The sequence below is a fragment of the Ancylothrix sp. D3o genome (genome assembly GCF_025370775.1).
GTDB lineage: Bacteria > Cyanobacteriota > Cyanobacteriia > Cyanobacteriales > Oscillatoriaceae > Ancylothrix.
The window spans coordinates 152,072-164,578 of record NZ_JAMXEX010000001.1; the positions used below are offsets into that span (position 1 = coordinate 152,072).

The following is a 12,507-nucleotide window of genomic DNA, read 5'->3' on the forward strand; positions in this document are numbered from 1 at the left end:
ACCGGCACCCCAAAAAACATAAAGCATTAAAATCTAAACAGTTAAGAAGCTGTCGCCGCAGGTGTTGTTTTAGGCGCATTCAAAGCCACATAAAGCCGGTTAAGAGCATTGACATAAGCATGAGCCGAAGCAACGATGATATCTGTATTGGCGGCACGACCAGAATAAACTTGTCCATTGTGACGCAAACGTATTGTCACTTCTCCCAAGGCATCAATACCGGCTGTGACGGACTGTACAGAAAACTCGATGAGTTCGTTGGGTACGTTAACGACGCGGTTGATTGCTCGGTAAACGGCATCCACCGGCCCGGTACCTATGGCTGCATCGGTTAATTCTTCTCCGGCGGGTGTTCTCAAGGTGACGGTAGCGGTCGGGCGTGCGCGGTCGCCGCAAGACACTTGCACGAGTTCGAGGCGGAACATTTCGGGGGGTTGTTGAATTTCATCGTTGACGATGGACTCAAGATCCCAATCAGTGATTTCTTTTTTCTTGTCGGCAAAAGTTTTAAATTTCAAGAATGCGTTATTAAGTTCGGTGTCTAACAATTCATAACCCAATTCTTTGAGGCGAGTTTGGAAGGCGTGCCGGCCTGAATGTTTGCCCAAAACAATTTGATTATCGGTTAATCCGATTAATTGGGCATCCATAATTTCATAGGTTAATTTATGTTTTAATACGCCGTCTTGGTGGATGCCAGATTCGTGTGCGAAGGCGTTTGCGCCGACAATTGCTTTATTAGGTTGTACCAACATTCCTGTTAAGTTGGAAACCAAACGCGAGGTTTTATAAATTTGTTTGGTGTCAATATTGGTGAGGGGTTCTTCGCTGTCTGCGGGCCGGCCAAAGAAGGGATTAAAGTATTGCCGGCGGACGTGCAATGCCATCACTAATTCTTCTAAGGCGGCGTTGCCGGCTCGTTCGCCAATGCCGTTGATGGTGCATTCAAGCTGGCGGGCTCCGTTTTTAACGGCTTCGAGGAAGTTGGCAACTGCTAAGCCTAAATCGTTGTGACCATGTACTGAAATAATTGCAGAATCAATATTGCGGACGTTTTCTTTGATGCCGCGAATTAAGTCACCAAATTCTGAGGGTGTGAGGTAGCCAACGGTGTCGGGGATATTAATAGTTTTGGCACCGGCGGCGATGGCTTTTTCTAATACTTCGTACAAAAATTTTGGTTCACTGCGACCGGCATCTTCGGGGGAAAATTCGACATCATCGACAAAAGTTTTGGCATAACTAACCATTTCTTCGGCGATGGCGATGACTTCGTTTCTGTTTTTTCTGAGTTTGTATTCGAGGTGAATATCGGAGGTTGCAATAAAGGTGTGGATGCGGGGTTTGGCGGCGGCTTTAACGGCTTTGGCGCAGGCTTCGATGTCTTGAAAGGTGGCGCGGGCTAAACCGCAGATAATGGGGCCGGTTTCGGTGCCGACGGTGGCGGCAATTTTATGGACTGCTTCAAAGTCGCCGGGGCTGGCGTAGGGAAAGCCGGCTTCGATGACATCGACTCCGAGTTTAGCGAGTTGGCGGGCGATGGTGAGTTTTTCTTCGACGTTTAAGGTGGCGCCTGGGGACTGTTCGCCGTCGCGGAGGGTTGTGTCAAAAAAGATGATCCGGTCTTGGTGGTGACTCATTGTTTGATTTGGGGTTTTGGGTAAGTAAAATTGGTATTTGTCAATTGACTCTGGACTAATGACTAATGTACGGGCCGGTCTACAAATATCTTATCTTTTTTTTTATTAAGGATATCGGTTAACCCACCCCTACGGGCTAATGGCTAATGACTAATGAGTAATGATTAATAACTCCTTTAATAGTCTAATTTTTCGATACTTTCTCGAATTTCGTTGAGGTCGATGTAGCGGTCTGTGGCGTTTCGCAGTTCTCTGGCTATCATTCCTTCTGTGGAGACTACGGTGATGTGGGTGTTTTTGGAACGCAGTAGCTCGATTGCTCTTTCAAAGTCTCCGTCGCCGCTGAATAATACTACTCGGTCATATTGATCTACGGTGTTAAACATATCTACGACAATTTCTATATCGAGGTTGGCTTTTTGCGAGTAACGTCCAGAGGAGTCATCATAATATTCTTTGAGGATTTTTGTGCGGACGGTGTAGCCCAGGCTGATGAGGGCGTCTCGAAAGCCTCGCTGGTCTTGGGGGTCTTTGAGGCCGGTGTACCAGAAGGCGTTGATTAACATTACCTCTTTGTCTTTGTGGGTGAAGTGTTCTAATACTCTTCTGGGGTCGAAAAACCAGCCGTTTTTTTGCTGTGCGTAGAACATATTGTTTCCGTCTACAAAAATTGAGAGACGGTTCATTGAATTACCCATAGAAATTTACTTCTAATATTTGTAGTAGAGATTTTAAGCCGAATATTTTTTTTTCGCAATTTCCTGTTAAAAACTATATGTACTAATATTTTTTTAGGAAACCGCTTGTTATTGAGCAAGAGCACAAGCCCTGAATCGCTGTTAAGGCAGTTTGGTTAAGTCTGGGTTATTTAGCCGCAGACAAAGGGATTTTGAGCGATTATGATGCTTTTGTGCAGCAGACGGTGGTCAAGCTATGCACTCAAAGGCTTTCCGAGTTAGATAAGGTTTGGATCTGTTTTTTTAGGCTGCAAAGCGTAATTTTCATATTTTTTCCGATTTTAACTGAATGTAACAAATGTATCAGTTTTGGGGTTGACGGCAGTTAGGACAGCCAAGAGGCAACGTAGGCATCTTGGAGTGACACCCATCAAGTCAACCCCCATCTTTAAACTTTACCTCTATTTGATGATCTGTATTATGCGAGTTGTTTATTTTTGTAGTTACACACTTGAATCAACATACCACAGATGCTTCTGGGCGAGGAATGGCTAGTAATCTCAGGCATTTTTGATGCTGTCCCTGGTGTGTGGGGTTCCGGGGTTTTGTGGGCGAAGGCTTGGACTGGCCACGTCCGGCCCCTGCCTTGGCGGCTTTTTTAGGCCCGGTTGCTTTCGATTGCCCACCGCGCTAACTCCGTGCGGTTATTGAGGCTGGTTTTGCCTAGCATATTTGAGACGTGGCTTTCGATGGTTCGTTGGCTGACGTTCATTATTTCTGCAATTTGACGGTTGGCTTTGCCTTGAGCGAGTAATTGTACGACTTTTAATTCGGTTGGTGTTAAATCTACCTCTGCGGGTACTTGTATTTTGTTTGGGCCGTCGCTGCTTTTATTTTGATGTTGGATCAGTCGATTGGCTTGTTTGAGAGATGACTCTACTTGTGCGACTAATTCTTCTGGTTCAAAGGGTTTGACCATATACACATCGGCGCCGGTGTTTAAGCCTTTTACTCTGTCTTGGCTTTGACCTTTTGCTGAGAGAAATAAAACTGGTATCCAGCTTGTGCGGGGGTCTTCTCTTACGCATCTGACAAATGAATAGCCATCCATTTCTGGCATCATTACGTCACAGATGATCATGTCTGGCTGTTCTTGTTCGAGAATTTCTAGCGCTTCTCGACCATTTTCTGCTGTGATGACTTCATAACCGCGAAATTCTAAGTAATCTTTGACGAGTAAGATAAGGTTTGGGTCATCGTCAATTAGCAGAAGTCGTTTTTGTTCTCTTGGGCTTGTTTCTTTCATGGGGTGCTATTTGCCATCTATATATTTGAGGGATTTTGAAAGCTGTTTTCTGATACTAGATATCTTTTTTTGCCTTGCGTCAAGTTCTTAGCAGAGGCCCGCAGATAAAGTTGAGAAAACAGTCTTTGCGCTTGAATTTATTTTAACTATTCTGGTATTGTAGTCTTGTCTGCTCTTGTTTGGCTAGAGTCTCCTTTGCTGTGGTGGGATTGTGGGGCGCTACAAGGTCTTGGGTTTGCTGTTTGCTTAGGGATTTGGAGCGGTGGCTTTTAGATTGTTGATTGGTTTCAATACCAGTGAGTAAATTTGTTTATTTTTTAATTCATGCAACTTGATTACAAGGGGTTGCACCTTGGGTTTTACAGCTTTCTTGGTTGTTTTGATGTGGCGCTGCTTTTTCTCCTTTTAATTGAGATGAGGCATCGGGTAAAGGATGGGTTAAAAATGCGTATTCTTGGACAATTTGGTTGCCGATTAGGTGTTCTGTGATGATTCGCTCGATGACTTCGGGGGTGGCGCTGTGATACCACACTCCATCTGGATAGATTACCATGATTGGCCCCGAACCGCAGACCCGCAGGCAGTTGGCTTTGGTGCGAAATATACAGCTTGGTTGGGTTGGGGTTGGGGCGTCGAGTTTGAGTTGTTTGAGGCGTTTTTTGAGGTATTCCCAGGATTGTATGCTGGCTTGTTTGTCACAGCATTTGGGGAGGGTTTGATCGGCGCATATAAATATATGTCTCTGAATTTGGGCGAGTCCTAGACTTTGGACGCACGCCTCGAAGGATGGGCCGGTGCAGGTGATTTCGTTTTGTTGGGGTTGGGATGCCTGTTCATTCATGGTGCAAGGATTGTCGATTGTTTTTTATCTTCTCTCTATTATTCTATTTTTGCTGGCGTCACCGGCATCTTTGGGAGAATCAAACCGGCACCGGTGGAAAAAAAAGCCGGCTGCGATCACCGGCACTGTTGGAAGAATCAATCACCACCAACTAATTAGCCCGTCGCCACTCCCTGATCAACTCCCTAAATAAAAGTTTGACGGCTTTGGCACAGCACCGGTTTTGAGTAATTTGATTGAGTGGGCCGCGAATGTTTCCTTTTAACTTTGCCGAAAGCGGTTTTGTTTAACTTCTGAATCTGTGCCGCCTTGCCGGTGCGCTGTAATGATTCTCTTAATAACTTGATGTTGGGGTTTTTGGTTGGTTTGCAGTATTACCAGAAATCTAAAAAATTTTGCACATCTCGAAATTTTCAAATATTTTTTTAGGGTATTTTATAGCTCTTAAACCTCAGAGAGAATGCCGACTTTTCTCGCTTTAGGCGGTTCCTAAGAAAGTTTTTGATGTTGTAATTGCTAAGAAAAGAGAGGCTTTTTATCTAGGTCATTTCCTAGTTATTTATTGATTAATTTGTTGGTAATGATGGGTTTAATGAGATTTGTGAAAGCCAAAATAATGCGTTGCTTTATTCACTACTATTATGGAAATTAATCTAATTGAGAAACGCTATAGGGCCGTTTTTTTGATATGGCTTGAGTATTTTTTGGATGTTGAATACTTTACATTGAACTAAGCTTTTTTAAACATAGAAAAACAAAAGGGATAGGCTTTTAAGGTTGAATTAGGCTGATCTACTTACATCATCCGGCAATGCAAGGCCAAAAAAGTGCTTTGCTGCCTTTTGTCGCCTGTTGTGTTTTTGGTAAAAATTTGAGTCCGTTTGTCCGGTACGGAAAGTTTTGCCGGTGAACGACTTAGGTTAGGATAAGTATTAAGTCACAAGCTGAGGAACGCAAGGGAGAATTACAAGACTTTAAAGTTGCAATTTTAAATGGTAGATGGCCGTAAAAATATAGCTACCCGTCATCTGTCTTTCCGATTTTCTATTGGTTGGTTTAAAAAACTAAAAAATGCCAATTTATTTGTCGTTTATTTGATGTCAAGAATGAAGATATGGGCGTTATGAGGCTGCATCAAAAGTTGCGAAAACATTGGTTTCGGCGGTAGGAGAGAAAGCCTAAGATTCTTTACCTAAACTCGCCGATGATTTTAAAGTTTAAGTTTTCCTGGAAAAATTCTTTTTAAATTTTTTGTCATCAAATTTATAAAATAATAGGGGTGTTATTGTTAATTTGATTTTTTTGTGAGGAAATAATAATCTTATGAAGCTGCGAACAAAAACTATATTAATTGTTAGTTTGACCCTGGTGAGTTTGGTGGGTGTTTTGTTTGCTACATCCTCTTTGATTTTAATAAGAAGCCTGAGACAGGCGGAGGTAGAAAACACTCGTCAAACAGTGAAAGGAGTTTTAAATATTTTAGATCAAACTACTGAAGATTTTAGCAATCGTTTTGATGATTGGTCAGCTTGGGATGATACTTATAACTTTATCAAAAAACCAAATAAAGAGTATATTGAATCAAATTTAGTAGAAGAACAACTAGCCAGCTTGCGGGTAAATTTAGTGTTGTTTTTAAATTTGTCTGGTAACTTAGTGTTTGGCACTAGCGTAGACCTGAGTACCAAAGAACTGAAACCGGTTCCGGATGATATTAAGCCTTATCTTTCTTTGAATAATTTGCTTTTACAACATGATCAGCCATCGAGTCGCCGTGATGGAATTTTGATGCTGTCCGGTGGCCCTATGTTGATTACTTCTCAACCTATTGTTACGAGTAAAGGAGCCGGCCCTATTGAAGGTACAGTGATTTTTGGCCGTTATTTGAATCAAACTCAATTGGAAAGACTACGCAGAATTACTCGTTTATCTCTGGAGATTTATAGTTTAAATGATCCGCAAATTAGCCCAGAGATTGCCAGCATTAGAGGAAAATTAGTGGAGGAGCAAGCCGGTTTTGATAAAGAGCAAAATAAGGTTGATAGGAATGATGTTTTGCTGGCTGGTAAAGATGGAAATTCTAGCCCAATTGTAGTGAGGCCGGTGAATACCCAAATTATTGCCGGTTACACCTTAATCAGGGATATTTACGGAGAACCTGCGTTAATTTTGCGAGTAGATTTACCAAGGGAGATTTATAAACAAGGCGAAATTAGTCAGCGGTATTTAGTGACTTCTCTGCTCTTAGTTGGATTTGGGTTTGGTGGCTGTACAGTAATTTTATTAGAGCGTTTGGTGCTGTCCAAACTAGCAGATGTAAGTGCAAATGTTACGCGCATAGGCAAACGTAAGGATTTATCTATGCGGTTGCCGATAAAAGGCAATGATGAGCTATCTAGTCTTGCGAATACTATTAATGAAATGCTCGCGGCTTTAGAAACTTCTCAAAAGGAACGGAGAGAAACCCAAGAGCGATATCGTGCTGTTGTTGAGCAATCTTCTGAAGGAATCTTTTTATTTGATGTAGATACAAAACGCATTATAGAAGCGAATAAAACCCTTGAGAAGTTACTGGGGTATAGCAGCAATAGCTTGTTAGGGATTAGTATATATGAGATTCTTGGAGAAGGCAAAAACAGTATTGCTCAGATCACAGCAATTTTAGATCCTCAGATTATCCAAATAGGAGAACGCCAATATAGACGCAAAGATGGATCATTAATAATTTGCGAAGTTAGTGCCAATATTATTTGGTATGAGGGAAGAAAAGCGGTTTGTGCTGTGGTGCGAGACATCACGGAACGCAAAAAAGCTGAAGCGGCTTTACAGGAGAGCGAAAAGCGCTTGCGCCGGCAAAATGAAGTGCTGGTAAGCCTTGCCAAGAGTCGCAGCTTAAGCGAAGGAGATGTGCAAGGATATTGCCGAAATTTGACAGAAGCGGCAGCCAAAGTGTTAGAAATTGATCGCGCTAGTGTGTGGCTCTATAACGAAGAGCGTTCTGTACTTTATTGTTTAGATTTGTATGAGCCAAAAACCAAACGGCACTCCTGCGGAAATAAACTCGCAGCAGTAGATCATCCTTTTTATTTTAAAGCCTTGGAACAAGAGCGAATTTTGGTGGTGAAAGATGTTTATGTTGATCCGAGAACTTCAGAGTTTCGCTCATCTTATATGAGACCTTTGCAGGTACGAGCTTTATTAGATGCTCCGATTCGTATTGCGGGTGAAATTGTCGGAGTGGTGTGCCATGAACACAGCGGTAATTCTCGCAATTGGACGCAGGACGAACAAAATTTTGCCTGCTCAATTGCTGATTTAGTGGCGTTAAGTTTAGAAGCGCGGGAACGACAAAAAACACAAGAAGCTTTGCGGCAAACTGAAGAAAAATATCGGATGATTTTTGAAAATGCAGTGGAGGGAATTTTTCAAAGCACAACAGAGGGAAAATATCTCAGTGCTAATTTGGCGCTGGCTCGCCTTTATGGTTATTCTTCCCCCCAGGAACTTATGGAAAATGTGACAGATATTAACCGGCAGCTTTATGTGGAGCCAAACCGACGCGCTGAGTTTGTGGAGGCGATGGAATCTGCTGGGGCAGTTTGGCAGTTTGAATCGCAAGTTTATCGGCAAGATGGCAGCGTGATTTGGATTAGTGAAAATGCTCGCGTTGTGCGGGATAATCAAGGGCAAATTCTTTACTATGAAGGAACGGTGGAAGATATTTCTACCCGCAAAGTTATGCAAGAAGCTCTGCGATATCAGCAAGAACAAGCCGAACGTTTGCTGTTAAATATTTTGCCGGCGCCAATTGCCGAACGTTTGAAACTTGAGCCTGATACGATTGCTGAAAGTTTTTCGGAAGTGACAGTTTTATTTGCTGATTTGGTGGGTTTTACTCAACTTGCAGAAGAAATGTCTCCTAAAGATTTGGTTAATTTACTTAATAAGATATTTTCCGCCTTTGACCGGCTCGCAGAACAGCACAACTTAGAAAAAATTAAAACGATAGGCGATGCTTATATGGTAGTAGGAGGTATTCCCACACACCGCAGCGATCATGCAGAAGCAATTGCGGATATGGCGTTGGATATGCAGCAAGAATTGATCGCTTTTAATGAGGCAACTGGACACAATATAACCATGCGAAGTGGTATTCATACGGGGCCGGTGATTGCTGGAGTTATTGGGATTAAAAAGTTTATTTATGATTTGTGGGGAGATACGGTAAATATTGCCTCTCGGATGGAGTCTCATGGAATACCTGGCACAATTCAAGTGAGTAGGGTAACTTATGAGAAATTGTCTCATAAATATTTATTCAAGGAACGAGAAGCCATTTATGTGAAAGGAAAGGGAAAAATGGTGACTTACCTACTCATTGGGAGGCGTTAATATGGAAGTAAAGGCTTTCTGCCATTGTTGATTGCGAATGGCTGTTCACGGTTCACAAGAGGTTTTATGAAATATTTAGCTTTTGGAAAACGCTTTTCTAAAACATATTTTCTTTTAGTTACGATTGTGGTCGCTTTTCTTATAGTTTTATCTTGGCCGCGTTTTCAAAAAACAACGCTAAACGACTCCACAGAGAAGGAAATACCACAAGAAATAGTGCTGACGGTGAATGGCCCCATCCAACCTATCCCAGAAGTTATGCCTCTGGCTTCCGAAAAAGTAGCCTTGGGAAATAAATTATTTCACGAGCCAAAACTTTCTGGGAATAATCAAATTTCCTGTGCGACTTGCCATAATCTCAGCAAAGGCGGTGTAGACTGGCGTAAACTTTCTGTGGGTATGAATGGCACTGTTACACAATTTAATACGCCAACTGTTTTTAACAGTGGCTTTAACTTTAAACAAAATTGGACGGGTAAGGCTAACACCCTTGAACAACAAATCGAAACATCGATTTCCAACCCCAGAAGTATGGGAAGTAGCTGGAAAGATGTGTTGCAAAAACTCAAAAATGAGCCGGAATATGTTAATTTATTTAGACAAATTTACTCCCAGGAAATTTCTAAAGAAAATGTGGAAGATGCTATAGCAACATTTGAGCGTTCGCTCTTTACAGCAAACTCTCGATTTGATAAATTTTTAAAAGGAGATAGCGCAGCAATCACGGAAAAAGAAAAAGAAGGCTATCGAATTTTTAACGAATATGGGTGTGTCAGTTGCCATCAAGGGGTGAATGTCGGCGGTAATTTGTTTCAAAAGTTTGGCATTATTGGCGATCCTTTAGCTAACAAACCAACCCCCATAACAGAAGCCGATCTTGGCCGTTTTATCATTACCGGCAAAGAAGAAGACCGTCATGTTTTTAAAGTTCCCAGTTTGCGAAATATCACCCTCACTCCGCCTTATTTTCACGATGGATCAGCCAAAACCCTAGACAAAGCCATCGATATTATGGCTGAGTATCAATTGGGCCGGAAACTCTCGAAAAACGAAACCGAGTTAATCGTGAAATTTTTGCGAACCCTAGAAGGTGAGTATCAAGGAAACCCATTATGAAATATCAAAAAACTTACGTCAAAATCGCCATTTTTCTGTTGTCAGTGTTTGTGTTTTGTTTTTTGATATTCAAGTTTTTGTCCGTAGATTTTATCGAACATGACCGTTACAATGGATTTTTGCGCCGGCTCAACCAAATTGATGCCACCCTCAACAAAGATGTTTTGGAATTGAGGTATGGTATTTTAAGCCATTATGATTCCCTAGTGCGGGGAGTCACAGAAATTGAAAAGTTGCAACAAAACCTCAAGGACATTCCTAAATTTATTGATCAAGAAGGCATCAACACCTTGGCTTTAAAACTAGAATATTATCAAAAATTCCAGCAAGAAAAAGAAGAATTAATAGAACAATTTAAATCAGTAAATGCCCTTTTAAGAAATTCTCTGTATTATTTGCCGGTGTTAGCCACAGAACTCGCCCAGGAAGCCTCAAACAATGGCGATGATATGCTGGCAATTCGCATCAACGACTTATTAAAAGACATCCTTTTGTATAATTTAACATCCAGGGAAGATATCGCCCCACAAATCCGCGAAAAATTAGATATTTTTGCCCAAAACCATAACGAATATGCCTTGCGGGTAGAAGGCAAAGACTTAGATTTAATGATCGCTCATGTAGAAGTTATATTAAAAAACAAACCGCGTGCTGATTTATTGATACAAAACCTCGTTTCCTTACCCACCAGTCAAAAAGGAGAAGAACTTTATAAAGCCTATAACAGCGAGTATGAAAAAGCCTTAGAAACATCGAACTATTACAGGTTGCTTTTGTATATGTTCTCGATAGTGTTAATTAGCGGCATTTCCGCCTACATCATCTTAAAACTAAGAAATGCAGCCAAAATAGTGAGCCTCGCCAAAGAAAATATCCAAAATGCCTTAGAAGCCACCCAAGAAGCCGAAGAAAAATATCGCAGCATATTTGAAAACTCAACCGACGGAATATTTCAAACCACACCAGAAGGAAAATATCTAAACGCCAACCCCACTTTAGCCAAAATTTACGGCTATGATACACCGGCACAACTCATCGAATCAATTACCAACATCGCCACCCAACTGTATGTCGATCTCAACCGGCGAGCAGAATTCCTTACCCTAATGAAACATAACGGCTCAATCACCCAATTTGAATCACAAGTTTACCGCAAAGACGGCAAAATTATCTGGATTTCTGAAAATGCTCGCTCTGTAAAAGACACAGACGAAAAACTGCTTTATTACGAAGGAACCGTCGAAGACATCACCAAACGCAAGCGCATGGAAGCCGCCCTTACAGAAAGCGAAAATCGGCTTAGAATTCAACAAGAAGCCCTTGTAGAACTGGCAATGTCACAGCCGATTTACAGCGGAGATATCATCGCAGCCTATCAAGAAATCACCCAAGCGGCCAGCAAAACATTAAGCGTAGAACGGGCAAGTATTTGGCATTACAACGAAGACAGAAACGGCCTAAACTGCATCAATTTATATCAAAAAAGCTTAAACAAACACTCCAGCGGAAGCCAACTTTTTGCCGCCGACTTTCCGGCATACTTTCAAGCAATGGAAGCAGATCGTGCCATCGCCGCTAACTACGCCCGCACCGATCCCCGCACTAAAGAATTTTGCGAATCCTATCTCATTCCTTGTGGTATTACCTCCATGCTAGACGTACCCATTCGCGTTGCCGGTCGCACTGTTGGAGTGGTGTGTTTAGAACAAGTTGGAAAAGCCAGAAAATGGGCATTAGAAGAACAAAACTTTGCAAGTTATTTAGGATACATAGCCGCCTTAGCAATTGAAGCCGGCGACCGCAAACAAGCCCAAGAAGCTCTGCGACAAGAACAAGAAAAAGTCGAACGTTTAATTTTAAATATCTTACCCGCCCCGATAGCTGAACGCCTCAAACAAAACTACACCTCCATCGCCGATCATTTTGAAGAAGTCACCGTACTTTTTGCAGATATAGTAGGCTTCACCGAACTTTCTGCTTACATTTCTCCCACCGAATTAGTCAATAACCTTAATCAGATATTTTCAAGTTTTGATCAACTAGCCGACCGGCACGATCTCGAAAAAATCAAAACCATAGGAGACGCCTACATGGTGGTTGGCGGCTTACCAATGCCCCGAAAAGATCATGCCGAAGCCATAGCAGAAATGGCCCTAGATATGCAGATAGAACTCGCCAAACTTAGCAAAGGAATCGGCCTCAATTTTACTATCCGAATTGGCATAAATACCGGCCCCGTTGTAGCCGGTGTCATCGGCTTAAAAAAGTTTACCTATGATCTTTGGGGCGACACAGTTAATACAGCCTCCCGCATGGAATCACACGGCATCCCCGGCGCCATTCAAGTCTCGGAAACTACCTACCTTCTCCTACGCCATAAATACACATTTCAAGAAAGAGGAATGAGCTACATCAAAGGCAAAGGCGATATGCTCACATACTTACTCACCGGCAGACAAAACCAAAACTAATACCCCCAAAAATCACAATTCAAAAAACCCTTTTTTATAACAATTCCCTTTCTATAAATATCGT

The 12,507-nt window shown here is 42.0% G+C and carries 7 protein-coding genes and 1 pseudogene; 4 read left to right on the forward strand and 4 right to left on the reverse strand.

What is annotated here, in order from left to right:
* Window positions 1-41: 41 nt before the first annotated feature.
* The 4 genes from NG798_RS00730 to NG798_RS00745 all read right to left on the reverse strand — a co-directional run bounded on the left by NG798_RS00730 (window position 42) and on the right by NG798_RS00745 (window position 4,464).
* Complete coding sequence (locus tag NG798_RS00730; RefSeq protein WP_261219872.1) at window positions 42-1,640, reverse strand: 2-isopropylmalate synthase; 1,599 nt, start codon at window positions 1,638-1,640, stop codon at window positions 42-44.
* Window positions 1,641-1,816: 176 nt separating this feature from the next.
* A complete protein-coding gene (locus NG798_RS00735) occupies window positions 1,817-2,338 on the reverse strand; it encodes an NYN domain-containing protein (RefSeq protein ID WP_261219873.1) in 522 nt (173 codons plus the stop codon).
* A 637-nt stretch (window positions 2,339-2,975) separates the two neighbouring features.
* Complete coding sequence (locus NG798_RS00740; RefSeq protein WP_261219874.1) at window positions 2,976-3,623, reverse strand: response regulator transcription factor; 648 nt, start codon at window positions 3,621-3,623, stop codon at window positions 2,976-2,978.
* Window positions 3,624-3,945: 322 nt separating this feature from the next.
* The gene (locus NG798_RS00745) at window positions 3,946-4,464 is read right to left on the reverse strand and encodes a ferredoxin (RefSeq protein ID WP_261219875.1); all 519 of its coding nucleotides are present in this window, start codon (window positions 4,462-4,464) and stop codon (window positions 3,946-3,948) included.
* A 1,323-nt stretch (window positions 4,465-5,787) separates the two neighbouring features.
* Between NG798_RS00745 and NG798_RS00750 the strand changes: the two genes are divergently transcribed.
* The 4 genes and pseudogenes from NG798_RS00750 to NG798_RS28105 all read left to right on the forward strand — a co-directional run bounded on the left by NG798_RS00750 (window position 5,788) and on the right by NG798_RS28105 (window position 12,443).
* Complete coding sequence (locus NG798_RS00750) at window positions 5,788-8,856, forward strand: adenylate/guanylate cyclase domain-containing protein (protein ID WP_261219876.1); 3,069 nt, start codon at window positions 5,788-5,790, stop codon at window positions 8,854-8,856.
* A gap of 66 nt (window positions 8,857-8,922) precedes the next feature.
* A complete protein-coding gene (locus NG798_RS00755) occupies window positions 8,923-9,972 on the forward strand; it encodes a cytochrome-c peroxidase (protein WP_261219877.1) in 1,050 nt (349 codons plus the stop codon).
* Window positions 9,969-11,240, forward strand: a pseudogene (locus NG798_RS28100) (DAHL domain-containing protein); the annotation flags it as partial. The gene NG798_RS00755 and the pseudogene NG798_RS28100, both read left to right, overlap by 4 nt.
* A gap of 66 nt (window positions 11,241-11,306) precedes the next feature.
* Entirely contained in the window at window positions 11,307-12,443 is a 1,137-nt protein-coding gene (locus NG798_RS28105) for an adenylate/guanylate cyclase domain-containing protein (protein ID WP_375338941.1), read from the forward strand.
* The last annotated feature ends 64 nt before the right edge of the window (window positions 12,444-12,507 follow it).

Coding starts and splice junctions, on each gene's coding strand:
- NG798_RS00730 (WP_261219872.1), bottom strand. CDS start 1,640: ATGAGTCACCACCAAGACCGGATCATCTTTTTTGACACAACCCTCCGC.
- NG798_RS00755 (WP_261219877.1), top strand. CDS start 8,923: ATGAAATATTTAGCTTTTGGAAAACGCTTTTCTAAAACATATTTTCTT.
- NG798_RS00735 (WP_261219873.1), bottom strand. CDS start 2,338: ATGGGTAATTCAATGAACCGTCTCTCAATTTTTGTAGACGGAAACAAT.
- NG798_RS00745 (WP_261219875.1), bottom strand. CDS start 4,464: ATGAATGAACAGGCATCCCAACCCCAACAAAACGAAATCACCTGCACC.
- NG798_RS28105 (WP_375338941.1), top strand. CDS start 11,307: ATGTCACAGCCGATTTACAGCGGAGATATCATCGCAGCCTATCAAGAA.
- NG798_RS00740 (WP_261219874.1), bottom strand. CDS start 3,623: ATGAAAGAAACAAGCCCAAGAGAACAAAAACGACTTCTGCTAATTGAC.
- NG798_RS00750 (WP_261219876.1), top strand. CDS start 5,788: ATGAAGCTGCGAACAAAAACTATATTAATTGTTAGTTTGACCCTGGTG.